Source organism: Mycobacterium sp. PSTR-4-N (assembly GCF_022348085.1).
Taxonomy (GTDB): domain Bacteria; phylum Actinomycetota; class Actinomycetes; order Mycobacteriales; family Mycobacteriaceae; genus Mycobacterium.
Genome location: NZ_JAKRFN010000010.1, coordinates 58,492 through 84,010, shown reverse-complemented (window position 1 = coordinate 84,010; position 25,519 = coordinate 58,492). Strand labels below are relative to the sequence as shown.

25 protein-coding genes are annotated in these 25,519 nt (G+C 68.2%); 18 read left to right on the top strand and 7 right to left on the bottom strand.

The features are described 5' to 3' along the window. Window positions 1-115: 115 nt before the first annotated feature. The 3 genes from MHN84_RS15525 to MHN84_RS15515 are packed head-to-tail and all read left to right on the top strand — an operon-like array spanning window position 116 to window position 2,154. On the top strand, window positions 116-1,279 hold the full coding sequence (locus tag MHN84_RS15525) for a steroid 3-ketoacyl-CoA thiolase (RefSeq protein WP_241205429.1): 1,164 nt from the start codon (window positions 116-118) through the stop codon (window positions 1,277-1,279). Then, window positions 1,279-1,665: a hypothetical protein gene (locus MHN84_RS15520; RefSeq protein WP_241205428.1), complete on the top strand. Its 387-nt coding sequence runs from the start codon at window positions 1,279-1,281 to the stop codon at window positions 1,663-1,665. The genes MHN84_RS15525 and MHN84_RS15520 overlap by 1 nt, the downstream gene beginning before the upstream one ends. 9 nt (window positions 1,666-1,674) lie before the next feature. Next, a complete protein-coding gene (locus tag MHN84_RS15515; RefSeq protein ID WP_241205427.1) occupies window positions 1,675-2,154 on the top strand; it encodes a nitroreductase family deazaflavin-dependent oxidoreductase in 480 nt (159 codons plus the stop codon). A gap of 1 nt (window position 2,155) precedes the next feature. On the opposite strand, the gene MHN84_RS15510 is transcribed toward MHN84_RS15515, so the two are convergent. Both MHN84_RS15510 and MHN84_RS15505 read right to left on the bottom strand, forming a co-directional pair. After that, a complete protein-coding gene (locus tag MHN84_RS15510; protein WP_241205426.1) occupies window positions 2,156-3,061 on the bottom strand; it encodes an SDR family oxidoreductase in 906 nt (301 codons plus the stop codon). A gap of 14 nt (window positions 3,062-3,075) precedes the next feature. Continuing rightward, window positions 3,076-3,858 (bottom strand): SDR family oxidoreductase, encoded by a 783-nt coding sequence (locus MHN84_RS15505; protein WP_241205425.1) that lies wholly within the window; start codon window positions 3,856-3,858, stop codon window positions 3,076-3,078. Window positions 3,859-3,911: 53 nt separating this feature from the next. On the opposite strand from MHN84_RS15505, the gene echA20 reads away from it, so the two are divergent. From echA20 to hpxO, 11 genes are all read left to right on the top strand, one after another. After that, window positions 3,912-4,667 carry a (7aS)-7a-methyl-1,5-dioxo-2,3,5,6,7,7a-hexahydro-1H-indene-carboxyl-CoA hydrolase gene (echA20, locus tag MHN84_RS15500; protein WP_241205424.1) on the top strand — a complete coding sequence of 252 codons (756 nt, stop codon included), beginning with the start codon at window positions 3,912-3,914 and terminating at the stop codon, window positions 4,665-4,667. Beyond that, window positions 4,667-5,545, top strand: coding sequence for a cholesterol ring-cleaving hydrolase subunit IpdA (ipdA, locus tag MHN84_RS15495; RefSeq protein WP_241205423.1), 879 nt, complete (start codon window positions 4,667-4,669; stop codon window positions 5,543-5,545). The genes echA20 and ipdA overlap by 1 nt, the downstream gene beginning before the upstream one ends. After that, window positions 5,542-6,288 (top strand): cholesterol ring-cleaving hydrolase subunit IpdB, encoded by a 747-nt coding sequence (gene ipdB, locus MHN84_RS15490; RefSeq protein WP_241205422.1) that lies wholly within the window; start codon window positions 5,542-5,544, stop codon window positions 6,286-6,288. Before ipdA ends, ipdB begins: the two co-directional genes overlap by 4 nt. Next, window positions 6,285-7,358, top strand: a complete 1,074-nt coding sequence (ipdC, locus tag MHN84_RS15485) for a (3aS,4S,5R,7aS)-5-hydroxy-7a-methyl-1-oxo-octahydro-1H-indene-4-carboxyl-CoA dehydrogenase (protein WP_241205421.1) — start codon at window positions 6,285-6,287, stop codon at window positions 7,356-7,358. Before ipdB ends, ipdC begins: the two co-directional genes overlap by 4 nt. A gap of 90 nt (window positions 7,359-7,448) precedes the next feature. Next, complete coding sequence (locus tag MHN84_RS15480; RefSeq protein ID WP_241205420.1) at window positions 7,449-8,096, top strand: SatD family protein; 648 nt, start codon at window positions 7,449-7,451, stop codon at window positions 8,094-8,096. After that, complete coding sequence (locus tag MHN84_RS15475; RefSeq protein WP_241205419.1) at window positions 8,096-8,842, top strand: hypothetical protein; 747 nt, start codon at window positions 8,096-8,098, stop codon at window positions 8,840-8,842. Before MHN84_RS15480 ends, MHN84_RS15475 begins: the two co-directional genes overlap by 1 nt. A gap of 55 nt (window positions 8,843-8,897) precedes the next feature. After that, entirely contained in the window at window positions 8,898-10,010 is a 1,113-nt protein-coding gene (locus tag MHN84_RS15470; protein WP_221351599.1) for an NDMA-dependent alcohol dehydrogenase, read from the top strand. 190 nt (window positions 10,011-10,200) lie between these two features. Continuing rightward, entirely contained in the window at window positions 10,201-12,105 is a 1,905-nt protein-coding gene (locus tag MHN84_RS15465; protein WP_241205418.1) for a solute carrier family 23 protein, read from the top strand. Further along, entirely contained in the window at window positions 12,102-12,602 is a 501-nt protein-coding gene (gene uraD / locus MHN84_RS15460; RefSeq protein WP_308192950.1) for a 2-oxo-4-hydroxy-4-carboxy-5-ureidoimidazoline decarboxylase, read from the top strand. The genes MHN84_RS15465 and uraD overlap by 4 nt, the downstream gene beginning before the upstream one ends. 24 nt (window positions 12,603-12,626) lie before the next feature. Beyond that, the gene (gene uraH, locus MHN84_RS15455; RefSeq protein WP_241205417.1) at window positions 12,627-12,944 is read left to right on the top strand and encodes a hydroxyisourate hydrolase; all 318 of its coding nucleotides are present in this window, start codon (window positions 12,627-12,629) and stop codon (window positions 12,942-12,944) included. A gap of 5 nt (window positions 12,945-12,949) precedes the next feature. Continuing rightward, window positions 12,950-14,110 carry an FAD-dependent urate hydroxylase HpxO gene (gene hpxO / locus MHN84_RS15450; RefSeq protein ID WP_241205416.1) on the top strand — a complete coding sequence of 387 codons (1,161 nt, stop codon included), beginning with the start codon at window positions 12,950-12,952 and terminating at the stop codon, window positions 14,108-14,110. On the opposite strand, the gene MHN84_RS15445 is transcribed toward hpxO, so the two are convergent. Beyond that, complete coding sequence (locus tag MHN84_RS15445; protein ID WP_241205415.1) at window positions 14,097-15,452, bottom strand: guanine deaminase; 1,356 nt, start codon at window positions 15,450-15,452, stop codon at window positions 14,097-14,099. The two genes, hpxO and MHN84_RS15445, sit on opposite strands and share 14 nt — an antisense overlap. Window positions 15,453-15,536: 84 nt before the next feature. Here MHN84_RS15445 and MHN84_RS15440 point away from each other — a divergent pair, with 84 nt between their 5' ends. Then, window positions 15,537-16,370: a xanthine dehydrogenase family protein subunit M gene (locus MHN84_RS15440; protein ID WP_241205414.1), complete on the top strand. Its 834-nt coding sequence runs from the start codon at window positions 15,537-15,539 to the stop codon at window positions 16,368-16,370. Further along, a complete protein-coding gene (locus tag MHN84_RS15435) occupies window positions 16,367-19,075 on the top strand; it encodes a molybdopterin cofactor-binding domain-containing protein (protein ID WP_241205413.1) in 2,709 nt (902 codons plus the stop codon). The genes MHN84_RS15440 and MHN84_RS15435 overlap by 4 nt, the downstream gene beginning before the upstream one ends. A 55-nt stretch (window positions 19,076-19,130) precedes the next feature. Here MHN84_RS15435 and fadA6 read toward each other — a convergent pair whose 3' ends face one another. The 4 genes from fadA6 to ipdE1 are packed head-to-tail and all read right to left on the bottom strand — an operon-like array spanning window position 19,131 to window position 22,816. Next, window positions 19,131-20,279 carry a steroid 3-ketoacyl-CoA thiolase FadA6 gene (gene fadA6, locus MHN84_RS15430; RefSeq protein WP_241205412.1) on the bottom strand — a complete coding sequence of 383 codons (1,149 nt, stop codon included), beginning with the start codon at window positions 20,277-20,279 and terminating at the stop codon, window positions 19,131-19,133. After that, entirely contained in the window at window positions 20,272-20,880 is a 609-nt protein-coding gene (kstR2, locus tag MHN84_RS15425) for a TetR family transcriptional regulator KstR2 (protein ID WP_241205411.1), read from the bottom strand. Before kstR2 ends, fadA6 begins: the two co-directional genes overlap by 8 nt. Further along, window positions 20,877-21,671, bottom strand: a complete 795-nt coding sequence (gene ipdF, locus MHN84_RS15420) for a (5R,7aS)-5-hydroxy-7a-methyl-1-oxo-2,3,5,6,7,7a-hexahydro-1H-indene-carboxyl-CoA reductase (protein ID WP_241205410.1) — start codon at window positions 21,669-21,671, stop codon at window positions 20,877-20,879. Before ipdF ends, kstR2 begins: the two co-directional genes overlap by 4 nt. Next, window positions 21,668-22,816, bottom strand: a complete 1,149-nt coding sequence (gene ipdE1, locus MHN84_RS15415) for an acyl-CoA dehydrogenase IpdE1 (protein ID WP_241205409.1) — start codon at window positions 22,814-22,816, stop codon at window positions 21,668-21,670. Before ipdE1 ends, ipdF begins: the two co-directional genes overlap by 4 nt. 56 nt (window positions 22,817-22,872) lie before the next feature. On the opposite strand from ipdE1, the gene fadD3 reads away from it, so the two are divergent. Next, window positions 22,873-24,393: a 3-((3aS,4S,7aS)-7a-methyl-1,5-dioxo-octahydro-1H-inden-4-yl)propanoate--CoA ligase FadD3 gene (gene fadD3, locus MHN84_RS15410; protein ID WP_241205408.1), complete on the top strand. Its 1,521-nt coding sequence runs from the start codon at window positions 22,873-22,875 to the stop codon at window positions 24,391-24,393. Further along, the gene (locus MHN84_RS15405) at window positions 24,393-25,517 is read left to right on the top strand and encodes an acyl-CoA dehydrogenase family protein (protein ID WP_241205407.1); all 1,125 of its coding nucleotides are present in this window, start codon (window positions 24,393-24,395) and stop codon (window positions 25,515-25,517) included. Before fadD3 ends, MHN84_RS15405 begins: the two co-directional genes overlap by 1 nt. Window positions 25,518-25,519: the final 2 nt, after the last annotated feature.

Here is a 25,519-nt window from a genome sequence, read left to right as displayed (position 1 = left end):
GCGCTCCTCAATTGCAACGTGTTCTAGTGCCAGTAAAACATGCCTCTACCGCAGATAAAAGGCACAGTGGCATCGCCGCTTGTCAGAGTAATGAAACGTGTTCTAGCCTGACGCCATGGGTAACCCTGTCATCGTCGAAGCCACCCGCAGCCCCATCGGCAAGCGCAATGGATGGCTCTCCGGACTGCATGCCACCGAGCTGCTGGGCGCGGTGCAGAAGGCGTTGGTCGACAAGGCGGGCGTCGACGCGGCGGGCATCGAACAGGTGATCGGCGGCTGCGTCACCCAGTACGGCGAGCAGTCCAACAACATCACCCGGGTGGCGTGGTTGACGGCCGGGCTGCCCGAGCACGTCGGGGCCACCACGGTGGACTGTCAGTGCGGCAGCGGCCAGCAGGCCAACCATCTGATCGCCGGCCTGATCGCCGCCGGGGCGATCGACATGGGCATCGCGTGCGGCGTCGAGGCGATGAGCCGGGTCGGTCTGGGCGCCAACGCCGGCCCCGATCGGTCGAAGATCCGCGCGGAATCCTGGGACATCGACATGCCCAACCAGTTCGAAGCGGCCGAGCGGATCGCCAAGCGCCGCGGCATCACCCGTGAGGACATCGACCGCTTCGGGTTCGAGTCGCAGCGCAAGGCCAAGCAGGCGTGGGCTGAAGGTCGTTTCGACCGCGAGATCAGCCCCATCGAGGCGCCTGTGCTCGACGAGAACAAGCAGCCCACCTCCGAGAGGGCACCGGTCACCCGTGACCAGGGTCTGCGGGACACCACGCTGGAGGCCCTGGCGTCGCTGAACCCGGTGATGGAGGGCGGTATTCACACCGCGGGCACCTCGTCGCAGATCTCCGACGGGGCCGCGGCGGTGCTCTGGATGGACGAAGACGTCGCCAAGGCGCACGGGCTGCGGCCCCGGGCGCGCATCGTCAGCCAGGCCTTGGTGGGCGCCGAGCCGTACTACCACCTCGACGGACCGGTGCAGTCGACCGCGAAGGTGCTCGAGAAGGCCGGCATGAAGATGGGCGACATCGACATCACGGAGATCAACGAGGCGTTCGCGTCCGTCGTGCTGTCCTGGGCCCGGGTGCACGAGCCCGATATGGACACGGTCAACGTCAGCGGCGGGGCGATCGCGTTGGGCCACCCGGTGGGGAGCACCGGTAGCCGGCTCATCACCACCGCGCTGCACGAGTTGGAGCGCACCGACAAGACGACGGCGCTGATCACCATGTGCGCCGGCGGTGCACTGTCGACCGGGACCATCATCGAGCGCATCTGATGGCCGTCCCGGACGCCGAGCGGATCGCCGCGGCGCAGGCGTACATCAGTGCATTGGCCAGCCACCGGGCCGACGACGTGCCGTTCGCGCGCGGGTGCACCCGGGTCGAGGTCGGGCTGAAGACCGGGTTCTCGGGAGATCATCTGCGGCGCAGCCTCAATCGGGGTCTGCAGTATCGCGTCATCGAGAAGGTGTCGACGCCGGAGTTCACGATCGACGGCGACACGGTGCGCGCGCGGTTCGAGCTCTCGACCAAGCCCAAGCTCGGCGGCCGCAGTGTCGGCGCCCGCATCGACGAGACGTTCCTGATCCCGGCCGACGACCCGGCGGGTCGCGCGCAGATCCACCACATCAACGCCTCGATCCGGCCCTTCCTGACGAGATAGGGTGCATCCATGGCCAATCCGCCTCGCCCGCTGAGCCCCAAACAAATCGAAGGCCTCAACTCGGCCAAGGTCGGCACCGCGATCAAATGGATGTCGAAGGCCAACACGTGGCTGTTCAAGAAGTCGGGCGGCAGGCTCGGCAACAAGTTCCTGCGCGGTGCCGAAGTCGGCATCCTGACCACGATCGGCCGCAAATCCGGCGAGGCCCGGGACAGTCCGCTGCTGTTCCTCCAGGAGGGCCGTCGCATCGTGCTCGTCGCCTCACAGGGCGGCCGAGCCAACAACCCGATGTGGTACCTCAATCTTCGAGCCAATCCCGAGGTCACCTTCCAGACCAAGAAGGAAACCCTCACATTGGTCGCCCGCGATGCCACCGACGCTGAACGCGACGAATACTGGCCGAAGCTCGACGCCATGTATCCCGACTTCGCCAACTACCGGTCCTACACAGATCGCAAGATTCCGATCGTCATCTGCGACCCGGCCTGAGTCAGGCCCCGTAGACCGGCACCGCTGGACGGGCTTTGGCGAGCAGGTCCGCGACCACGGGGCCGAGCTCGGCGGGATCCCAGCGCGCGCCCTTGTCGATCTCCGGTCCGTGGGCCCACCCCTCGGCCACGCGAATCTTTCCCCCTTCCACTTCGAACATCTTCCCGGTGACGTCGCGAGATTCCACACTGCCCAACCACACGACCAGGGGCGAGATGTTCTCCGGAGCCATCGCGTCGAAATCCTGCCCCTGCGTGGACATCATGTCTGCGAACACCGTCTCCGTCATCCGGGTGCGTGCCGACGGCGCGATCGCGTTGACCGAGACGCCGTAGCGCCCCATCTCGGCTGCCGCGACGAGCGTGAGTGCCGCGATCCCGGCTTTGGCCGCGCTGTAATTCGCCTGTCCGACGCTGCCCTGCAGACCCGCCCCCGAGCTCGTGTTGATGATGCGGGCGTCGACGGATTCGCCCGCCTTGGACTTGGCGCGCCAGTACGCGGCCGCATGCTTCATCGTGGCGAAGTGGCCTTTCAGATGCACCGCGGTGACGGCGTCGAACTCTTCTTCGCTGGTGTTGGCGAACATGCGGTCGCGCACGATTCCGGCGTTGTTCACCACCACGTCGAGTCCGCCGAAGGCATCGACGGCGGTCTGGATCAGCCCCTCGGCCTGAGCCCAGTCGGCGACGTTGGCGCCGCTGGTGACGGCTTCGCCTCCCGCAGCGGTGATTTCATCGACGACGGACTGAGCGGCACTGCCACCCCCGGCCGGCGACCCGTCGAGGCCGACACCGATGTCGTTGACGACGACGCGCGCCCCCTCGGCGGCGAAGGCGAGAGCATGCGCGCGGCCGATGCCGCCACCCGCGCCCGTCACGATGACCACGCGGCCGTCGAGCAATCCCATTCCCGTTGTCTCCTCTACTTCTTGATGTCGGCGGTGGTGGTGGACAAGTAGTGCGGCGGCTCCCCGCCACCGTGCACTTCCAGCGATGCCCCGCTGATGTACGAGGCCGCCGGTGAGGCGAGGAATGCCGCGGCCCAGCCCACGTCGCTGGGTCGGGCGAGTCTGCCCAGAGGCACATTGCGGGAGATCGCGGCGATCGAATCGGCGTCACCGTAGAAGAGGTCGGCCTGCTCGGTCTCCACCATGCCGACCACCACCGAGTTCACCCGGACCTTCGGGGCCCACTCGACCGCGAGTGTGCTGGTGATGCTCTCGATGCCGGCTTTTGCGGCACCGTAGGCCGCGGTTCCAGGTGTGGGCCGCCGGCCGCTGACGCTGGAGATGTTGATGATCGATCCGCCCGAATCCTGCTGTTGCATCACGGTGTTCGCATGGTTGGCCACCGACAGAGCGCCGAGCAGGTTCAGCTCCACGATCTTGCGACTGAAGTTCGCCGAGGCTTCGGCGGCGGGCACATACGGCGATCCGCCGGCGTTGTTGACCACGACATCGAGCCGTCCGTGATCGGCGGCGATTCCCGCGATCAACCCTGCCACCGCATCGTCGTCGCGGATGTCGCAGGCGCGGAACTCGAACGGTGACCCGTCGACGGCGCGGCGGGCGCAGGTGACGACGACGGCACCCTGCTCGGCGAACACCGTGCTGATGCCCGCCCCGACGCCGCGGACACCGCCGGTCACCAACACGACGCGGCCACTGAGGGCGAGGCTGATGGCGCTGTCGAGGGCGTCGGTCACTGTGCTAGCCTACCAAGCAAGTGCTTGCTTAGGTAGCCACCCAGGAGTTGCGCATGCCGATCACCACCGCGACGGTGGAACCGGGAATCGTCTCGGTGACCGTCGACTACCCACCCGTCAACGCGATTCCGTCGAGGGGCTGGTTCGAACTCGCCGACGCGATCACCGCCGCCGGGCGTGAGCAGAGCACGCATGTGGTGATCCTGCGGGCCGAGGGTCGCGGCTTCAACGCCGGTGTCGACATCAAGGAGATGCAGAACACCGAGGGCTTCACCGCATTGATCGACGCCAACCGCGGGTGCTACGAGGCGTTTCGGGCCGTGTACGAGTGCGCGGTACCGGTGATCGCCGCGGTCAACGGCTTCTGCGTCGGCGGAGGCATCGGGCTCGTCGGCAACGCCGACGTCATCGTCGCCTCCGACGACGCGAAGTTCGGGCTGCCCGAGGTCGAACGTGGCGCTCTCGGCGCTGCGACGCATCTGTCCCGTCTCGTGCCCCAGCACATGATGCGTCGACTCTTCTTCACGGCCGCGACCGTCGACGCGAACACGTTGCACCACTTCGGTTCTGTGCACGAGGTCGTCCCGCGCGCCGATCTCGACGAGGCCGCCCTGCGGGTGGCCCGCGACATCGCGGCCAAGGACACCCGGGTGATCCGTGCGGCCAAGGAAGCGCTGAACTTCATCGACGTGCAGCCGGTCACCGCGCGCTACCGGATGGAGCAGGGCTTCACCTTCGAGCTCAACCTGGCCGGCGTGTCCGACGAACATCGGGATGCGTTCGCGGGCACGGACAAGGGGTCAAAATAGTGTCAGACAAACGGACCACTCTCGACGAGGCCGTGGCCGGCATCGAAAGCGGAATGACGATCGGTATCGGCGGCTGGGGTTCGCGGCGCAAGCCGATGGCCTTCGTGCGTGCGCTGCTGCGCACCGACGTCACCGACCTCACCGTGGTCACCTACGGCGGTCCGGATCTGGGTCTGCTGTGCTCGGCGGGCAAGGTCAAGCGTGCCTACTACGGCTTCGTCTCGCTGGACTCCCCGCCGTTCTACGATCCGTGGTTCGCCAAGGCGCGCACCAGCGGTGCCATCGAGGCGCGCGAGATGGACGAGGGCATGCTCCGCTGCGGTCTACAGGCCGCCGCACAGCGCCTGCCGTTCCTGCCGATCCGCGCCGGCCTCGGCAGCGATGTGCGCGCGTTCTGGGGCGACGAACTCAAAACCGTACGGTCGCCCTACCTGACAGGCGAGGGCTACGAGGAGCTCATCGCGATGCCCGCCCTGAATCTCGACGCAGCGTTCGTGCACATGAATCTTGGTGACGCGCAGGGCAATGCGGCCTACACCGGCATCGATCCGTACTTCGACGATCTGTTCCTGATGTCGGCGCAGCGCCGGTTCCTGTCGGTCGAGAAGGTGCTCTCGACGGAGGAACTCGTCAAGTCCGTTCCGCCGCAGGCCCTGCTGATCAACCGGATGATGGTCGACACGGTGGTCGAGGCGCCCAACGGGGCGCACTTCACCACCGCCGAGCCCGATTACCGCCGCGATGAGAAGTTCCAACGGCACTACGCCGAGGCGGCCGGCTCCGACGAGACGTGGACGACGTTCGTCGAGACCTATCTGTCCGGCAGCGAATCCGACTATCAGGCAGCAGTGCGCACATTCCAGGAGGCGGCCCAGTGATCTCGGCAACCCGTGCAGAGGTGTGCGCCGTCGCCTGCGCCGAATTGTTCCGCGACGCAGGCGAGATCATGGTCAGCCCGATGACGACGATCGTCTCGGTCGGGGCGCGGCTGGCCCGGCTGACGTTCTCGCCCGACATCGTGCTCACCGACGGTGAGGCCCGGCTGATCGCCGACACCCCCGCCATCGGAGCGGCCGCCGCCATCGAGGGGTGGATGCCGTTCGGCCGCGTGTTCGAGACGCTGGCCTGGGGCCGTCGCCATGTGGTGATGGGCGCCAACCAGATCGACCGCTACGGCAACCAGAACCTCTCGGCGTTCGGCCCGCTGCAACACCCGAAACGGCAGATGTTCGGGGTGCGGGGCGCGCCGGGAAACACCATCAACCATGCGACCAGCTACTGGGTGGGCAACCACTCGACGCGGGTGTTCGGTGAGTCCGTCGACATCGTCTCTGGAATCGGCTGGGACAAGGTCGATTCCGACAATCCCGCCTACCGATTCGTCAACGTCTTCCGGGTCGTGACGAATTTGGGCGTCTTCGACTTCAACGGTCCCGACCACCAGATGCGCGCGCTGTCGCTGCACCCCGGCATCGAGGCCGAGCAGGTCGCCGAGAACACCTCGTTCGAGGTACACGGGCTCGGTGACGCGGACACGACGCGGCTGCCCACCGAGGAGGAACTTCGCCTTCTCCGTGAGGTCATCGATCCGAAGTCGCTGCGGGACAAGGAAGTGAAGTGAGCAGTCTGCGCACCCCGCTCACGGAGCTGGTGGGCATCGAACATCCGGTCGTGCAGACCGGCATGGGCTGGGTCGCCGGAGCACGGCTGGTGTCGGCGACGTCGAATGCCGGCGGCCTCGGCATTCTCGCGTCGGCGACGATGACTCTCGACGAGCTCACGACCGCGGTGGCCAAGGTCAAAGCCGCCACCGACAAGCCCTTCGGCATCAACATCCGCGCCGACGCCGGCGACGCGAACGACCGCGTCGACCTCCTGATCCGCGAGGGAGTCAGAGTCGCCTCCTTCGCCCTGGCTCCCAAGCCCGACCTGATCGCCAAGCTGAAAGACGCCGGCGTAGTGGTGATTCCCTCGGTGGGCTTGGCCAAGCACGCCAAGAAGGTGGCCGGTTGGGGTGCCGATGCGGTGATCGTGCAAGGCGGCGAAGGCGGCGGCCACACCGGTCCGATCGCCACGACGCTGCTGCTGCCCTCGGTGCTCGACGCCGTCGCCGATACCGGGATGCCGGTGATCGCGGCGGGCGGCTTCTTCGACGGCCGGGGCCTCGCCGCCGCGCTGTCCTACGGTGCCGCGGGCGTCGCGATGGGTACCCGCTTCCTGCTCACCTCCGACTCCACCGTGCCCGACGCCGTCAAGCAGCGCTATCTGCAGACGGCCCTGGACGGAACGGTCGTCTCCACGCGTGTCGACGGCATGCCGCACCGGGTTCTGCGCACGGGCCTGGTCGAAAAGCTGGAGGGCGGATCGCCGGTGCGCGGGCTCGCCGCCGCGGTCGGCAATGCGCAGAAGTTCAAGAAGATGAGCGGGATGACGTGGCGGTCGATGCTGCGCGACGGCATGGCGATGCGGCACGGCAAAGATCTGACCTGGGCTCAGGTGGTGATGGCCGCCAACACGCCGATGCTGCTGAAAGCCGGGCTGGTCGAGGGTAATACGGACGCCGGGGTGCTGGCCTCCGGGCAGGTCACCGGGATCATCGACGACCTGCCGTCGTGTGCCGACCTGGTTCCGGCGATCGTGGCCGAGGCAATCGAGCACCTGCAGTCGGCCACCGCTCACATCACGCCGTGAGCGGCACCACCCCAGAGGACAGACTCCCTCGGCCCATACGGAAGTGAAGTGTCCGGCTTCATCTTCTCAATATGAAGTTATTATCTTCATATGGCAAGAATGAAGTCGGCGTCTTCAGCGCCACGCGCAACACTGATCGGTGACGTCGTCGGCTCCCGCACGTTCCCCGACCGGCGCGCGCTGCACCGCCGTGTCACCACCGCGTTGGCCGCCGTGGCCGAGGGTGCCCTCGACCCGCCGTCGCTCACGGTCGGCGACGAGTTCCAGGGCGCGTACCCGACGGTCGGGCTCGCGATCGACGCAGCACTCACGCTGCGCCTGACGCTGGCGCCCGATGTCGACATCCGCTTCGGACTCGGGTGGGGCGCCGTCACCGCCCTCGACGAGGAGTCCGGAATTCAGGACGGGCCGGGCTGGTGGGCAGCGCGGGCCGCCATCGAGTGGACCGCCACCAGTCAGCAGCAGCCGGGGATGACACACGTGCGCACCGCGTTCCGCAACGAGACGGGCGGAGGAGCCGACCCCCGCGCCGTCAATGCCGCCCTGATGTGTCGGGACCATCTGCTTGGCTCACTCGACGAACGCTCCCTGCGGATACTCGCCGGGATGCGCGCGGGACGCACCAAGAAGGAGTTGGCGATGGCGGAAGGCATCAGCGCCTCGGCGGTATCCCAGCGCGCCGGCAGGGACGGGCTCGATCTGCTCCTCGCCGCCGCCGCCGAACTGCGGGAGCTGTGATGGGCGTCCTGGCGGTGTTCCTCATCGCCGTCGGTGTCGCCGACATCGTCCGCAAGCTCAGCGGCCCCCGATGGCCTGCACTGGTCGCCGGACCGCTGATGGTGATCCTCGGCGCGGCCGCGGCGGGGCTCTGGCACCTCGGCGACATCGCCCTGCTCGCCGTCGCCGCCGCGGTCTCGGTCGTCTGGGTGGTGCTCGGCGACGCCGCGGAACGCACCGGGACGCGGCAGGGTCGTGCACTCGCGGTGTTCGGCGCGGGCGCTGCACTGATCGTCGCGTTCGGCGGCTGGGCCTCGCCGGCGGCGGGCCCGCTCGGGTGGTGGCTGCCGTGGATCGGTCTCGCCGAGGTCGAACCGGACCGGGCTCTGATGATCGCCGGAGCGGTTCTGCTGCAGCTGGTCACCGCGAATCAGCTGGTGCGGCTGATCCTCGGCGCGGTCGGCGCGGTCCGCCCGGTCGGCATGCCCCAGCCGTCGGACCGCCTCAAGGGTGGCAGGTTGCTCGGCCCGATGGAGCGACTGCTGATCATCGGGCTCGCGCTCGGCGGCGAGTTCGGGGCGGCCTCGGCGGTGATCGCAGCCAAGGGCATCATCCGCTTTCCCGAGCTCACCGCGGCCCGTCGAGAGTCCGCGGAGACCACCGATCTGAAGGGCCTCGGCATCGATGAGGTGACCGAGTACTTCTTGGTCGGCAGCTTCGCGAGCTGGTTGATCGCTCTGGCGGGGCTGGCGCTGACCGCGGTCTGACACGTGTCGGGCGAAACCGCCGCGGGCGGACCGAAGCGCTTCTTAGACTCGGCCGATGAAGACCAACGCCGCGATTTTGTGGGAGTACGGCTCGGACTGGAGCGTCGAGGAGATCGATCTCGATCCGCCCGGTGACGGCGAGGTGCTGGTCTCCTGGGAGGCCACCGGTCTGTGCCACTCCGACGAGCACATCCGCACCGGTGACCTCCCCTTCCCCCTGCCGATGATCGGCGGGCACGAGGGAGCGGGGATCGTCCGCGAAGTCGGTCCGGGCGTGCGCGATCTGGCCCCGGGCGACCACGTGGTGGCGTCGTTCCTCCCGGCATGCGGCCGCTGCCGGTTCTGCTCGACGGGCCACCAGAACCTCTGCGACCTCGGCGCGATCATCATGGCCGGCACCCAGCTGGACGGCACCTACCGGCGACGCGCCCGAGGGCAGGAGATCGGCGTCATGTCGTTGGTGGGCACGTTCTCGCAATACGGCACCGTGCCGGAGGCCTCCATCGTCAAGATCGACGACGACGTACCGCTCTCCCGAGCCTGCCTGCTCGGCTGCGGCGTGACGACCGGGTGGGGATCGGCGGTCAACACCGCCGATGTTCAACCCGGGGACACGGTCGTGGTGATCGGGTTCGGCGGGATCGGCAGCGGCGCAGTGCAGGGCGCGCGGCTGGCCGGCGCCGAGAAAATCGTCGTGGTCGAGCCGGTCGAGGACAAGCGCGCCAAGGCTTTACAACTCGGTGCCACGCACTTCGTCGCATCACTGCCCGAGGCGACCGCACTCGTCGCGGAGCTGACCCGCGGAGTGATGGCCGACTCCGCGATCCTGACCGTCGGCCTGCTCGAGGGGACGATGATCGACGACGCGGTCAACATCATCCGCAAGGGCGGGGCGGTCGTCGTGACCGCGCTGTCGACGATGGCCGACAATCAAGCCACGCTGTCGATGATGATGTTCACGCTGTTCCAGAAGCGCCTGCTCGGGAGCCTCTACGGTGAGGCCAACCCGCGCGCCGACATCCCGCGCCTGCTCTCGCTCTACCGCGAGGGCAAACTGCTGCTCGACGAGACCGTGACCCACGAGTACAAGCTGGCCGAGGTCAACGAGGGCTACGAAGACATGCGCGCCGGGCGCAACGTCCGCGGCGTGATCCTGCACGACCACTGACGATCCTTCGGCGTGGGGCCCCCGTTCCTTCGGCGTGGGGCCCCCACGGAGTAGGGGACAGACGCGAACTCGAGCGGACACGCCGCTGAATCACTCGAGTTCCTGTCTTCTCGCGGGAGAAACGGGAGCTGCAACATCGCGGAAACGTGCGCGTCACGGTAGGTGAGCGCAGCTGTCGGATCCTGAACCGATGTCGACACCGACCGCCCGCGGCACGAGCAAGCGCACCCATCCCGTCGACGAGGTGCTGCCCGTCCCGAAGCTCGCCACCTACGGGTTCCAGCACGTCGTCGCGTTCTACGCCGGCGCCGTCCTCGTGCCGATCATCATCGCCGGCGCGGTCGGACTGTCCCAGCAAGAACTCGTCAAGCTGATCACCGCCGACCTGTTCACCTGTGGCATCGCCTCGATCATTCAGGCCGTCGGCTTCCGCAACATCGGCGTGCGCCTGCCGCTGCTGCAGGGCGTCACGTTCGCGGGGGTGTCACCGATCATCGCGATCGGCCTCGCCCACGGCGGGGGCGCGGCGAGCATGCTCTACGTGTACGGGGCGGTGATCGTCGCCGGTGTGTTCACCTTCCTGATCGCGCCGGTGTTCATCAAACTGCTGAAGTTCTTTCCGCCCGTCGTCACCGGCACCCTGATCACGATCATCGGGCTGTGCCTGGTACCCGTCGGCGCCATGGACGCCGTCACCAACCCGCGCACGCACGAGCCCGACCCGACCAACATCCGATGGTTCCTCTACGCCGTCGGCACCATCGCGATCATCGTCGCGATCCAGCGCATCTTCCGCGGCTTCCTGGCGACCATCGCTGTGCTGCTCGGCCTGGTGATCGGGTGCGCTGTCGCATTCGTGTTGGGCGACATGGACTTCGCGCGAGTGGGCGAGGCGTCCGCGATCGGCTTCACGCCGCCGTTCCTGTTCGGGTTGCCCAAATTCGACTTCGTGGCCTGTTTGACGATGATCATCGTGCTGATGATCACCGCCGTCGAATCGACGGGGTCGACCATCGCCACCGGCGAGATCGTCGGCAAGCGGGTCAAGGCGTCGAACATCGGCAACGTGCTCCGCGCCGACGGGCTGGCCACCACGATCGGCGGTGTCTTCAATTCGTTCCCCTACACCGCGTTCTCCGAGAACGTCGGCCTGGTGCGACTCACCGGGGTCAAGAGCCGCTGGGTGGTCGCCGCGGCCGGGGTGTTCATGATCCTTCTCGGCTTCCTGCCCAAGGTCGCGGCTGTCGTCGCGTCGATCCCCAATCCCGTGCTGGGCGGCGCCGCACTGACGTTGTTCGCCACCGTCGCCGTCGTCGGGATCCAGACGCTGGGCAAGGTCGACTTCACCGACCACCGCAATCTCATCATCGTCACCACGAGCCTCGCGCTGGCGCTGTGGGTGACGGCCTACCCGGACATCGCCAAGGCCATGCCCACCGGCCTCGACCTGATCTTCGGCAGCGGCATCAGCATCGGCGCGGTCAGCGCGATCCTGCTCAACATCGTGTTCTTCCACACCGGTTCGGCCGGTCCGCGGGTCGCCGGCGGCGGCTCGATCACGCTCGGCGAGGTCAACGCGATGACCAAGGAGCGCTTCACCGAGGTGTTCGGCCACGTGCTACAGGACGTGCCGTGGGCCGTCGAACGCGCCTACGAGCAGCGGCCGTTCGCCGACACCGCCGCACTGCGCGAGGCGTTCCAGGACGCGGTGCTCACCGGCACGTCCGACCAGCAGGCCGAACTGCTCGACGCGTTCCCCGATCTGGGCGCCGAGGACGAGACGGGCCAGGTGCTCGCCGTGGACCACGTGGCCCTGTCCAATCTCGACGACGACGACCACAATGACGTCGTGGAGCTCGCCACCGCGTACCGAAGCCATTTCGGCTTTCCGTTGATCATCTGCGCCAAGGAAACCGAGCGCTTCGACCGGGTGCTGCGTAACGGGTGGTCCCGCATGGACAACTCGCCGGCGGCGGAGAAGGCGTTCGCCCTGATCGAGGTCGCCAAGATCGTCAACCATCGGTTCACCGATCTGGTCGCCGACGCCAATCCCGTTGCGGCTGCCCGTTTCAGCAGGCTCAACGAACTCTCGTGAGAGCGGTCGGGCTGACAGGCTTCAACGCCGCCTCCGAGCGCCGGCAGATGCATCTGCTGTTCGAGGTGTGCTCGTCGCCGATCTGGGCGCGACGGGTGTTGGCCGCCGCGCCGTTCCGCGACGCCGACGCGCTCTACGACCGCGCCGATCGGGTGCTGGCCGAGCTGCCCGACGCCGAGCTCGACGCCGCCCTCGACGGGCATCCCCGGATCGGCGCCGCCCCCGACAATCCGTCGTCGGCACGCGAGCAGGCCCGCGTCGCAGGTGCCGACGACGAGGTCAAGGCGGCGCTCGCGGCCAAGAACCGCGAGTACGAAGACCGCTTCGGTTACGTGTATCTGGTGTGCGCCAGCGGTCGCTCGGCCGAGGAGTTGCTGACGATCCTGACCGAACGGCTGAACAATGACCCGGACACCGAGCGTCGGGTGATGCGCAGCGAACTGGCGAAGATCAACCGGCTGCGGCTGGAGCGTCTGCTCAGCGAGCCGCACACATGAGCCCGGATCGGGGATGCTGATCCCATGAGCCTGTCCACCCATGTTCTCGACGCCACCACGGGCCGCCCCGCCGCCGGCGTCGCGGTCACCCTCACCCGATCCGGCAGCGAGGTGTCGGCCGGTGTGACCGACGACGACGGCCGCATCGGGGTGCTGGCCGCCGACCTCGAAGCCGGGACGTATCGGTTGCGCTTCGACACCGCAGGCTATTTCGCGGCCCAGGGCGTCACCGGGTTCTACCCCGAGGTTCTGATCACCTTCGAGGTCAGCGATCCTACGACGCACCACCACGTTCCGCTGCTGCTCTCGCCCTACGCCTACTCCACCTACCGAGGGAGCTGACCGTCGTGAAAGCCGTGATCATCGGTGCCGGCATGGGAGGTATGAGCGCGGCGATCGCGTTGAGGCAGATCGGCGTCGACACCCACGTCTACGAACGCGTCACCGAGAACAAGCCCGTCGGCGCGGCGATCTCGGTGTGGTCCAACGGTGTCAAATGCCTGAACTACCTCGGCCTCGCCGAGGAGACGGCCGCATTCGGCGGGCGCGTCGAGACGATGAGCTACGTCGACGGGCACACCGGGGCGACGATGTGCCGGTTCTCGATGCAGCCGCTGATCGACGAGGTGGGCCAACGCCCCTACCCGATCGCGCGTGCCGAACTGCAGTCGATGCTGATGAACCACTACGGTATGGACGAGATCCACTTCGGCAGGAAGATGGTGGCGGTCGAGGACGGGCCCGACGCCGCGGTGGCGACGTTCGCCGACGGGACCACCGTGTCCGCGGATCTGATCATCGGCGCCGACGGGGCGAACTCGATCACGCGCGAGTACGTCCTGGGAGGTCCGGTCACGCGTCGGTATGCGGGGTACGTGAACGTCAACGGGCTCGTACCGGTCGACGAGGCGATCGGGCCCGCCACGGAGTGGACGACCTATGTCGCCGATGGGCAACGAGTTTCGGTGATGCCGGTCGCCCGCGGCAGGTTCTACTTCTTCTTCGACATCGTCGGGGATCCGGCCGGGGTCGTCGGCGGCGATGTCAAGGAGACGCTGCGCCGCCACTTCGCCGGGTGGGCGCCCGGGGTGCACCGGCTCATCGAGATCCTCGATCCCGCCACCACCAATCGCGTGGAGATCCTCGACCTGGACCCGTTCGACACGTGGGTGAAGGGGCGCGTCGCGGTGCTGGGGGATGCCGCCCACAACACCACGCCCGACATCGGGCAGGGTGGCTGTTCGGCGATGGAGGACGCGGTGGCGTTGCAGTGGGCGCTACGCGACCACCCTGGCGACGTGCACGCCGCGCTGCTGGCCTACCAGAGCGCACGCGCCGAGCGGGCCGGAGATCTGGTGCTGCGGGCCCGCCGTCGCTGCGACGTGACGCACGCCAAAGATCCCGATGTCACCGCCTCCTGGTACGACGAGCTCCGAAAAGAGGACGGCAGCACCATCATTCGCGGAATCGTCGGCAACATCATGGGCGGGCCCCTCACGCCCCCGTGAGCTTGCGGCCCTGCACGTAGACCTGCGCGATCGCAGCCTCGCGCAGGCCCAGCAGCAGCGTGAACAGCAGCCGGTCTGCGTTCTCAGGGTCCTCGGGCACCACCCGCTCGAGCAGCTCGGGCAGCAGCGGCTGGCGCTGCGGGTCGATGACCAGGAAGTCGGCCTGCTTGCCTGCGTCCAGATTGCCGACCCGGTCCTCGATGTCCAGCGCCCTGGCGCCCGCCAGCGTGGCGGTGAACAGCAGCTGGGCCGGTGGGATCGAGAGCCCCGCGGCGTCTGGCTCGCTGATGTGGACCTTGAAGCAGTCGTTGGCCACGCGCGTCATCAGCCATTCGTCACCCGCGCCCACATCGCTGCCGAGCGCCACCGTCACGCCGCCGGCTGTCGTGCGCAGCCACGGCATCGTGCCCGAGCCGAGGAACTGCTGTGAGGTCGGACAATGGGAGATCGAGGTCCCCGTGTCGACCAGCCGAGCCAGCTCGCGGTCGGTGCAGTGCACGGCATGCGCGAGCACGCTGCGCCGTCCGAGCAGCGTCGGTCCATCCGCGCCGCCGATCCGCCCGTCATACGCGTCGAGGTAGCAGGAGACGTCCAACGCGCTTCGGACGGCGTCGATCTCGCGCAGATTCTCGGAGAGATGACTGTGGAAGTACACCCCCGCGGCACGCACCGAGTCGTAGAGCTCCCCCAGCGCGGCCAGCGTCCGTGCGGTCACCGACAGTGCGAAGCGGGGCACCAGGGCCACCTGCAGCAGCGGGTCGACCGCATGCCACCGGTCGATCTCCTCGACCGACAGCTCGATCGCGGTCGCCTCGTCGGTGAGCAGCGGCTGCGCCGCCTCCGGACCCACCGTCTGGATGCCGCGACCGGAGATGGTGCGGAGGCCGATGCGCAGCGATTCGGTGAACAACGCGTCCTGCGCGTCGGGAAAGGCGGACCCGAACACGAGCGCGGTGGTGGTGCCGACCTCGATCCTGCGGCGGCAGAAGTCCCGCGCCGTGCGCTGGGCCAGCTCCGCGTCCGCGAGCATCGCCTCGGCGGGAAAGATGCACCGCTGCAACCAGTCCAGCAGCTGTCCGCCGCCGTAGGTGTCGGTGCAGTAGGTCTGCGGGAAGTGGATGTGGGTGTCGATGAACCCCGGCAGCAGGAACCCCGGCCGGCAGTCGATCAGCTCGGCGTGGGCCAACTCTGTTGGGAGCCGCGAGTGGGCACCGCTGAACGCGATCACACCGTCGTCGTCGACGACCAGCACTCCGTCGGGCTCCGACACGAGATGCTCGCTCGCCTGCTGGAGCCGGGGCGCGCCACCGATGTGCAGCAGATGACCGCGGTAGGCACGCACCGGCCGATTGTCCCAGCGTCGCGGCCAACTCGCAGTTCGGCCGCTTGCCCTGCACCGCGACCACCCGCGATCTACGGTGCAGTGATGGACCTCAACACCGTCGAGGCGGTGCACACCCCGCCGTCCCGCGACGAGGTGTGGCCACTGGGGCCCACGGACGCGATCCTCGCAGGCGGCACCTGGCTGTTCTCCGAACCCCAGCCGCACATCGCCCGCCTGATAGACATCACCTCGCTCAACTGGCCGCCGATTGTGCTGTCGGACAACGGTATCGAGATCGCCGCCACCTGTACGCTGGCCGATCTCGCCGAGCTGTCGACCACCCTGCCCGGGCGTCGCCGGGACTGGACCGCGGCACCGCTGTTCGCGCAGTGCTGCACTGCGCTGGTGGCCGGGTTCAAGATCTGGCGCACCGCCACCGTGGGCGGCAACATCTGCCTGTCCCTGCCCGCGGGCTCGATGATCTCGCTGGCCACGGCACTGGACGGCACCGCGCTGATCTGGCAGCCCGATGGCGAGACGCGTACCGTGCCGGTCGCCGACTTCGTCACCGGGGTCACCTGCAACGTGCTGGCCATCGGCGAGGTCCTGCGGTCGGTACATCTTCCGGCGGCGGCCCTGCGCGGTCGGATCGCGTACCGCAAGCTGGCGCAGTCGCCGCTGGGACGATCAGGCGTGGTCGTCATCGGCCGTCGCGACGCCCCGGCCGACGGCGGCGCACTCACGATCTCGGTGACCGCGGCGACAGTCCGCCCGTACGTCCTGCATGTCACCACCGTGCCGTCCAGGGATGCGCTGCGGGAGGCACTGTCGGTGATCCCGGACGACGCGTGGACCCGCGATGCCCACGGCGACCCCGACTGGCGCGCCGCGATGACGCACCGGCTGGCCGAGCAGATCGTCGACGAGCTGTCATGACGGTGACCGTCAACGGGATTGCCCGCGACGATGTTCCACGCCCGGGCCAGTGCCTGCGCACCTTCCTGCGGGAGCTGGGCCACTTCGAGGTCAAGAAGGGGTGCGACGCCGGCGATTGTGGTGCCTGCTCGGTACTCGTCGACGGCGCGGCCGTGCATTCGTGCGTGTACCCGGCGTTTCGCGCGGCCGGTCGGGAGGTGACCACCGCGGCCGGTCTCGGCGACGCCGGTGATCTACACCCGATGCAGCGTCGCTTCGTCGAGGCTGCCGGTTTTCAGTGCGGCTTCTGCACGGCGGGGATGGTGACCACTGCGGCGTCCCTGTCGGCCGTCGACCCGGAACAGCTCCCCCAGCAGTTGAAGAACAACCTGTGCCGATGCACCGGTTATCGGGCCATCACCGATGCCCTCTCCGGCACGGTGAACGTCGAGAAATCCGACGGCCAGGATGCGGGACGGTCGATCGGCGCGCCCGCCGCGGTCCGGGTGGTGACCGGAACCGAGGAGTACACCATGGATTTCGCGCCACCGGGGCTGCTGCACCTGGCGGTGCTGACCAGCCCGGTGGCACATGCCCGCATCGTCTCCATCGACGCCTCGGCTGCCGTCGCCCTTCCGGGAGTGCGGCTGGTGCTGACCCACGCCGACAGTCCGGACGTGCGGTTCTCCACGGCGCGACACCAGAACCGGGACGACGATCCCGACGACACGGTGATCCTCGACGACGTCGTCCGGTTCGTCGGGCAGCGGGTGGCGGCGGTGGTCGCCGACAGCCCGGCGGTCGCGGAAAAGGGCTGCCGCGCGATCGTCGTCACGTACGAGGAGTTACCGGCCGTGTTCGATCCCGAGCAGGCCACGGCGCCCGGTGCACCTGCGCTGCACGGCGACAAGGGTGCGGACGCCCGGATCGCCGACCCGGCCCGGAATCTGGTCGCCGAACTGCACGGCGGGGTGGGCGACATCGAGCGCGGCCTGGCGTCGGCACAGGGTGGCGCGGTGGTACGCGGTCGCTGGCACACCCAACGAGTCCAGCACGCGCATCTGGAGACTCACGGGTGCACCGGATGGCGCGACGACGCAGGCCGGTTGGTGATCCGCACCAGCACGCAGGTCCCGTTCCTGGTGCGCGACGAACTGTGCCACCTGTTCGGGCTGTCCACCGACGAGGTTCAGGTGTTCACCAAGCGGGTCGGCGGTGGATTCGGCGGCAAACAGGAGATGCTCGTCGAGGACCTGGTCGCGCTGGCGGTGCTGCGGCTGGGCGAGCCGGTGCGCTACGAGTTCAGCCGCAGCGACGAGTTCACCACCGCACCGTGCCGACACCCGTTCCGGGTGGACGTCACCGCCGCCGCCGACGCGTCAGGAGTGTTGACCGCACTCGCGGTCGACGTGCTCGTCGACGCCGGCGCCTACGGCAACCACAGCCCGGGAGTGATGTTCCACGGGTGCGGGGAGTCGATGTCGGTGTACCGGTGTGCGAACAAGCGGGTCGACGCGCGCGCCGTCTACACGAACAACCTCCCGTCGGGGGCTTTCCGCGGCTACGGACTCGGGCAGCTGATCTTCGCGATCGAATCCGCGCTGGACCAGCTCGCCGACCGTCTCGGGATGGACCCGTTCGATTTCCGGCGGCGCAACGTGGTCGTGCCGGGCGACGACTTCGTCGACGCGCACGTGCTCGATGACGATCTGACGTTCGGAAGCTACGGATTGGACCAGTGCCTCGATCTCGCGCAGGCCGCAGTGAGCCGGGGCAACGGCGTGGCCGCTCCGCCCGGACCGCAGTGGCGCACAGGCGAGGGTATGGCGGTCGCGATGATCGCCACCATCCCGCCGCGCGGCCACCTCGCCGAGGCGGCGGTGAGCATCGACGCCGACGGGCGGTACACCCTGCGCGTCGGGACGGCCGAGTTCGGCAACGGGACCACGACCGTGCACGCGCAGATCGCGGCCACTGCACTCAACACGGTCGTCGACAACATCTCGATCACCCAATCCGACACGGCGGCAACCGGATACGACACCGGCGCGTTCGGCTCGGCCGGCACCGTGGTGGCGGGACAAGCCACGCTGGAAGCCGCGCAGAGACTCCGGTCCCGACTCGAGGCGGCGGCCTCGGACATGACCGGTGTTCCCCGCGGCGCGTGCATGCTGACCCGCAACGGCGTGCACTGCGCGGGTCAGCTACTCGACTTCGCCGATCTACCCGTGCCGCTGACCGGCCACGGCCGCCACGGCGGCACCCCCCGTTCGGTCGCGTTCAACGTGCACGCCGTCCGCGTCGCCGTCGACGTCGAGACCGGTGAGGTGCGCATCCTGCAGAGCGTGCACGCCGCCGACGCCGGGGTGGTGATGAACCCGCAGCAATGTCGAGGACAAGTTGAAGGCGGTGTGGCACAGGGCATCGGCTCAGCGTTGTACGAGGAGATGCATGTGGGCCCCGACGGCGCGGTGTGGACGACCACGCTGCGCAACTACCATCTGCCACAGCTGGCCGACGTCCCGGCGACCGAGGTGTACTTCGCCGACACCTACGACACGTTGGGGCCCTTCGGCGCGAAGTCGATGAGTGAATCGCCCTACAACCCGGTGGCGCCCGCGCTGGCGAATGCCATCGCCCGCGCCACCGGCGCACGGGTGTACCGCCTCCCGATGACGCCGGCCCGGATCTGGCGAGCGCTCAGTTCTTCCGGCGAACAGACATGAACTCGAGCGGACACGCCGCGGAATCACTCGAGATTGTGTCTGTTCGCCGGAAGAACTAGAGCCGCTCGATGATCGTGACGTTGGCCGTTCCGCCGCCCTCGCACATGGTCTGCAGGCCGTAGCGGCCGCCGGTACGTTCCAGCGTGTTCAACATGGTCGCGAAAAGCTTTGCCCCCGTTGCACCGAGCGGGTGACCGAGCGCGATCCCGCCACCGCTGGGGTTCACCTTCGCGGGATCGGCCTTGATCTCCTTGAGCCAGGCCTGCACCACCGGCGCGAACGCCTCGTTGATCTCGACCGTGTCGATGTCGTCGATCGTCAGCCCGGTCTTCTCCAGCGCGTAGCGGGTGGCGGGAATCGGCCCGGTCAGCATGAACACCGGGTCGGCACCGCGGGCGCTGATGTGGTGGATGCGGGCGCGGGGCTTGAGGCCGTGCTCCTTGACCGCCTGCTCGGACGCCAGCAACACCGCGCTGGCGCCGTCGGAGATCTGGCTGGCCATCGCCGCGGTCAGTCGGCCGCCGTCGACGAGGGTGTTCAGCGCGGCCATCTTCTCCAGGGACGTGTCACGTGGGCCCTCGTCGACCCGGAAGCCCTCCACCTCGAGGATCTCGTTGTCGAAGTGGCCCGCCCGGATCGCCGCCTGCGCGCGCTGATGACTGGTCAGCGCGAACTGCTCCATGTCCTCCCTGCTGATGTCCCACTTCTCGGCGATCATCTCGGCCCCGCGGAACTGGGAGATCTCCTGGTCCCCGTAACGATGGAGCCAGCTCTTGGATTCGTTGGTGGGAGAGGTGAACCCGAACTGTTCGGCGACGGTCATCGCCGAGCTGATCGGGATCTGGCTCATGTTCTGCACGCCGCCGGCCACGATGAGATCAGCCGTGCCGGACATGATCGCCTGGGCGCCGAACGAGATGGCCTGCTGGCTCGATCCGCACTGCCGGTCGACGGTCACGCCCGGCACCTCTTCGGGGAAACCGGCCGCCAGCCACGACAACCGCGCGATGTTGCCGGCCTGCGGACCGATTGCATCGACACAGCCGGCGATCACGTCGTCAACGGCTCCCGGATCGACGTCGTTACGGTCGAACAGGCCGCGCCAGATCACCGCGCCCAGGTCGACCGGATGTACACCGGCCAGCGATCCGTTGCGCTTACCGATGGCGGTGCGGACGGCGTCGATGACATATGCGTCAGCCATTGTGGACTCCTTCTGTCGGGGTGATTCCACCGAGAACGATCGAAAGGTATTGCCGGCCGACCTCTTCGGCGGTCAACGGACCGCCCGGCTGGTACCACCGGACCGACACCCAGGTGGTGTCGCGGATGAACCGGTAGACGAGGTCGACGTCGACATCGGGACGGAAATGCCCTTCCTCGATGCCCTGGGTGAGCACGTCGACCCACATCTTGCGCTGCTCTTTGTTGCGTTCCTCGACATAGGCGAACCGCGGCTGCGCCGAGAGCCGCTTGGCCTCGTCCTGATAGATCACCACCTCGGCGTGCCGGGTCGCGATGGCCTCGAACGACGCCATGAACAGCCCCTTGAGGCGTTCGAGCGGGTTCGGTTCCGTCTCGACGATCTGCCGGTAACGGTCGAAGAGCCAGTCGAGGAAGCCGCGCAGCACCTCGTCGACCATCTCCTCCTTCGACGAGAAGTGGTGATAGAGGCTGCCCGAGAGGATTCCGGCCGAGTCCGCGATGTCGCGCACGGTGGTGGCGCGCAGGCCACGCTCGGCGAACATCGTCGCGGCGAGCGCGAGGAGCTCGTCGCGACGGGTGTTGGTGGCTCCGGCGCTCATGGGTGCTGGCTCGACACCGAGATCACCTCACCGGTGAGGTAACTGGAGTAGTCACTGGCCAGGAACGCGATGGTGGCCGCGACCTCCCACGGTTCGGCGGCCCGGCCGAACGCCTCGCCCTGGGCCAGCCGGTCGAGCAGCTCGGAGCTCGACGTCTTCTCCAGGAACTTGTGCCGGGCGATGCTCGGCGACACCGCGTTGATCCGCACGCCGTACTCGACCGCCTCGATCGCGCTGCACCGTGTCAGCGCCATGACACCGGCTTTGGCTGCGGCGTAATGAGATTGAGAGTGCTGCGCACGCCAGCCCAGCACGCTGGCGTTGTTGACGATCACCCCGCCGTGCCCGGCGTCACGGAAGTAGCGCAGCGCGGCTCGCGTCGCCCGCATCACCGACGTCAACGTCACGTTGAGCACCCGGTCCCATTCGTCGTCGGTCATGTCGATCACCGGGGTCTGACCGCCGAGGCCTGCGTTGTTGACCAACACGTCGAGCCGTCCGCCTTTGTCGACCGCCTCGGCGAACAGCCCGTCGACCGCCGCGGTGGAGGTGACGTCGCACACCACGGCGTGGACCTTGCCCAGGCCGAGGGCGGCGAGCTCGTCGCGCGTCTCACCCAGGCGGCGTTCGTGGTAGTCGGAGACCACGACGTCGGCGCCTTCGGCCAACGCACGCCGCGCGGTCGTCGAGCCGATCCCGGTGCCCGCCGCGGCGGTCACCAGCACCACCTTGCCGGAGAGCAGGTTGTGGCCCTCGATCTCGGCGGGGGCAACGGACAGGTCACTGGTCACGGGCGGGCCTCTCTGGGCAGGCCGAGCACACGCTCGGCGATGATGTTGCGCTGCACCTCATTCGAGCCGCCGTAGATGGTATCGGCGCGGGAGAACAGGTACAGCCGCTGCCACTCGCTGAATTCTCCCTCGGGCAGGGTGAGGCCCGCCGTGCCCACCACATCCATCGCGATCTCTCCCAGCTCGCGATGCCAGTTAGCCCACAGCAACTTCGACACGGAATCTTGACCCGGCCGTTCGACGTCCATCGTGGCCAGGGCGTACGAACGCATCGCGCGCAGACCCGCCCATGACCGGGTGAGCCGCTCCCGGATCAACGGATCGTCGGCGGCGCCCGTGCGCTTGGCCAGCTCGACGAGGTTGGAATGCTCGCGCGCGTAACGGATCTGCTGGCCCAGCGTGGACACGCCGCGCTCGAACGTCAGCAGTCCCATCGCCACTCGCCACCCGTCACCGGGTTCTCCGACCACCAGGTCGGCATCGGTGCGGGCATCGGTGAAGAACACCTCGTTGAACTCCGAGTCCCCGGTGAGCTGGATGATGGGGCGGATCTCGACGCCGGGCTGATCCAGTGGCACCAGCAGGAACGACAGGCCGGCGTGCCGCTTGGACCCCTTCTCCGAGCGCGCCACCACGAAACACCACTGCGCCCAGTGCGCCAGCGACGTCCACACCTTCTGGCCGTTGAGGATCCACTGGTCACCGTCGAGCACGGCCGTGGTCGACACATTGGCCAGATCACTACCTGCGCCGGGCTCGGAGTAGCCCTGCGACCACAACTCGGTGACGTCGAGGATCTTCGGCAGGAACCGCTTCTGCTGCTCAGGTGTGCCGTAGGCGATCAACGTGGGGCCGAGGAGTTCCTCGCCGAGGTGGTTGACCTTGTCGGGCGCATCGGCCTTCGCGTACTCCTCGTAGAACGCGACGCGGTGGGCCACCGACAACCCGCGGCCGCCGTGCTCCTCCGGCCACCCCAGACACGTCAGACCGGCGGCCGCCAGGTGGCGGTTCCAGGCCAGCCGCTCCTCGAAGGCCTCGTGTTCGCGACCGGGACCGCCCAACCCCTTGAGTGCCGCGAAGTCGCCGACCAGGTTCTCGGCCAGCCAGTCGCGGACCTGCGCCCTGAACTCCTGGACCTCAATCACCCCTGTAGGCTAACCTACCAAGCACTTGCTCGGGTAACCGATCCCCAAGGAGTTCCATGACCACCGCCGCGAGAACCACTCCCGCGGTTCTGGACCACATCGCGCGTGAACTCCCCGACCACCCCGCAGTCGTCACGCCCGCCCGGACGCTGACGTTCGCGCAGCTGCGTGCCGAGGTTCGCCAGGCCGCGGCCGCCTTGATCGCGGCGGGCACCGCTGCCGGTGACCGCATCGCGATCTGGTCGCCGAACACGTGGCACTGGGTGGTGGCCTGCCTCGCCGTCCACCACGCCGGCGGCGTGCTCGTCCCTCTGAACACCCGCTACACCGCCAGCGAGGCCACCGACATCCTCGCGCGCACCGCGGCGCCGCTGCTGTTCGCCTCAGGGGCGTTCCTCGGTGCCGACAAGGCGGCGAGCATCGAACGGTCCTCGCTGCCCGCGCTCCGGCACATCGTGCGTATCCCCGTCGACGTCGACGACGGGACGTGGGACGAGTTCATGACCACCGGAACGGATCTGGCCGCCGTCGACGCCCGCGCTGCGGCCGTCGGCGCCGACGACGTCTCCGACATCCTGTTCACCTCGGGCACCACCGGCCGCAGCAAGGGAGTCCGTTGCGCGCACCGACAATCCCTCGATGCGTCGGCGGCCTGGGCCGCCTGTGGGCAGCTCACCAGCGCCGACCGCTACCTGTGCATCAACCCGTTCTTCCACAACTTCGGCTACAAGGCCGGCATCCTGGCCTGCCTGCAGACCGGTGCGACGCTGTTCCCCGCCCTGACCTTCGACCCCGAGGCCGCGATGCGGGCCGTCGAAGAGCACCGCATCACCGTGCTGCCCGGGCCGCCGACCATCTACCAGACCCTGCTCGACCATCCGCGCCGCGCCGAGTTCGACCTGCACTCGCTGCGTTTCGCGGTCACCGGCGCCGCGACGATCCCGGTGGTGCTGATCGAGCGGATGCAGAACGAGCTCGACATCGACATCGTGCTGACCGCGTACGGGCTGACCGAGGCCGCCGGGTTCGGGACGATGTGCCGCGCCGACGACGACGCGGTGACCGTCGCCACCACGTCGGGCCGGCCGATCGCCGACTTCGAACTGCGCATCGGCGACGAGGGAGAAGTCTTGCTCCGCGGGCCCAACGTGATGCTGGGCTACCTCGACGACCCGGACGCCACGGCCGCGGCGATCGACGCCGAGGGCTGGCTGCACACCGGTGACGTCGGCGAACTCGACGACGCCGGCAATCTCAAGATCACCGACCGGCTCAAGGACATGTACATCTGCGGCGGCTTCAACGTCTACCCCGCCGAGATCGAGCAGGTGCTCGCGCGGCTGCCCGGTGTCGCCGAGGTCGCCGTCATCGGCGTACCCGACGAGCGGCTCGGGGAGGTCGGCAAGGCGTTCGTCGTGACGCTGCCCGGCACCGAGCTGACCGCCGCGTCGGTGATCGATCACGCGCGCGCCCACCTCGCCAACTTCAAGACCCCGCGCTCGGTCGAGTTCCTCGACGCGCTGCCCCGCAACCCCGGCGGCAAGGTGGTCAAACCTCAACTGCGAGAGAGGAACTGATGGACCTCCACATCGACGACGACACCGAGGCGTTCCGCGCCGACGTTCGCGCATTCCTCGAGGGTCACACCGGCGACTTCCCCACCGAGTCCTACGACACCGCCGAGGGTTTCGAACAGCATCGACGGTGGGACAAGATCCTCTTCGACGCCGGGCTGTCGGTGATCACCTGGCCGCAGCGCTACGGCGGCCGCGACGCCTCGCTGCTGCAGTGGATCGTGTTCGAGGAGGAATACTTCCGCGCCGGCGCACCGGGACGCGCCAGCGCCAACGGCACCTCGATGCTCGCACCCACGCTGTTCGCGCACGGCACCGAAGAGCAACGCGATCGCATCCTGCCGAAAATGGCCAGCGGCGAGGAGATCTGGGCGCAGGCGTGGTCAGAGCCCGAGTCGGGCAGCGACCTGGCGTCGCTGCGCTCGACCGCCACCCGCACCGACGGCGGCTGGCTGCTCAACGGGCAGAAGATCTGGAGCTCACGCGCGGTGTTCGGGGAGCGCGCGTTCGGGCTGTTCCGTTCCGACCCAGAGGCACAGCGGCACAAAGGCCTCACCTACGTGATGTTCGATCTGAAGGCCGACGGCGTCACCGTGCGGCCGATCGCCCAACTCGGGGGCGCCACGGGTTTCGGAGAAATCTTCCTCGACGACGTGTTCGTGCCCGACGAGGACGTCATCGGTGGCGTGCACGACGGCTGGCGCGCCGCGATGAGCACGTCGAGCAACGAGCGCGGCATGTCGTTGCGCAGCCCCGCGCGGTTCCTGGCACCTGCCGAACGGCTTGTCGCCCAGTGGAAGAACGATCCGAAGCCGGAGTTCACCGATCGGGTGGCCGATGCGTGGATCAAGGCCCAGGCCTACCGGCTGCACACCTTCGGTACCGTGACACGCGTGGCGGCCGGCGGCGAGCTCGGTGCCGAGTCGTCGATCACCAAGGTGTTCTGGTCCGACTTGGACGTGGCACTGCACCAGACCGCGCTGGATCTGCGCGGTGCCGACGGCGAGCTGATGGACAGCGTCACCGAGGGGCTGCTGTTCGCGCTCGGCGGCCCGATCTATGCGGGTACCAACGAAATCCAGCGCAACATCATCGCCGAGCGGCTGCTGGGCCTGCCCCGAAAGTAGAC

Bases quoted from the DNA above. Each gene is read 5' to 3' on its own strand.
- MHN84_RS15480 (WP_241205420.1), top strand. From the start codon at position 7,449: ATGGCAAGAATGAAGTCGGCGTCTTCAGCGCCACGCGCAACACTGATC.
- MHN84_RS15515 (WP_241205427.1), top strand. From the start codon at position 1,675: ATGGCCAATCCGCCTCGCCCGCTGAGCCCCAAACAAATCGAAGGCCTC.
- MHN84_RS15475 (WP_241205419.1), top strand. From the start codon at position 8,096: ATGGGCGTCCTGGCGGTGTTCCTCATCGCCGTCGGTGTCGCCGACATC.
- MHN84_RS15520 (WP_241205428.1), top strand. From the start codon at position 1,279: ATGGCCGTCCCGGACGCCGAGCGGATCGCCGCGGCGCAGGCGTACATC.
- echA20 (WP_241205424.1), top strand. From the start codon at position 3,912: ATGCCGATCACCACCGCGACGGTGGAACCGGGAATCGTCTCGGTGACC.
- MHN84_RS15510 (WP_241205426.1), bottom strand. From the start codon at position 3,061: ATGGGATTGCTCGACGGCCGCGTGGTCATCGTGACGGGCGCGGGTGGC.
- MHN84_RS15465 (WP_241205418.1), top strand. From the start codon at position 10,201: ATGTCGACACCGACCGCCCGCGGCACGAGCAAGCGCACCCATCCCGTC.
- kstR2 (WP_241205411.1), bottom strand. From the start codon at position 20,880: ATGAGCGCCGGAGCCACCAACACCCGTCGCGACGAGCTCCTCGCGCTC.
- fadA6 (WP_241205412.1), bottom strand. From the start codon at position 20,279: ATGGCTGACGCATATGTCATCGACGCCGTCCGCACCGCCATCGGTAAG.
- MHN84_RS15470 (WP_221351599.1), top strand. From the start codon at position 8,898: ATGAAGACCAACGCCGCGATTTTGTGGGAGTACGGCTCGGACTGGAGC.
- uraH (WP_241205417.1), top strand. From the start codon at position 12,627: ATGAGCCTGTCCACCCATGTTCTCGACGCCACCACGGGCCGCCCCGCC.
- MHN84_RS15405 (WP_241205407.1), top strand. From the start codon at position 24,393: ATGGACCTCCACATCGACGACGACACCGAGGCGTTCCGCGCCGACGTT.
- fadD3 (WP_241205408.1), top strand. From the start codon at position 22,873: ATGACCACCGCCGCGAGAACCACTCCCGCGGTTCTGGACCACATCGCG.
- MHN84_RS15440 (WP_241205414.1), top strand. From the start codon at position 15,537: ATGGACCTCAACACCGTCGAGGCGGTGCACACCCCGCCGTCCCGCGAC.
- MHN84_RS15435 (WP_241205413.1), top strand. From the start codon at position 16,367: ATGACGGTGACCGTCAACGGGATTGCCCGCGACGATGTTCCACGCCCG.
- MHN84_RS15525 (WP_241205429.1), top strand. From the start codon at position 116: ATGGGTAACCCTGTCATCGTCGAAGCCACCCGCAGCCCCATCGGCAAG.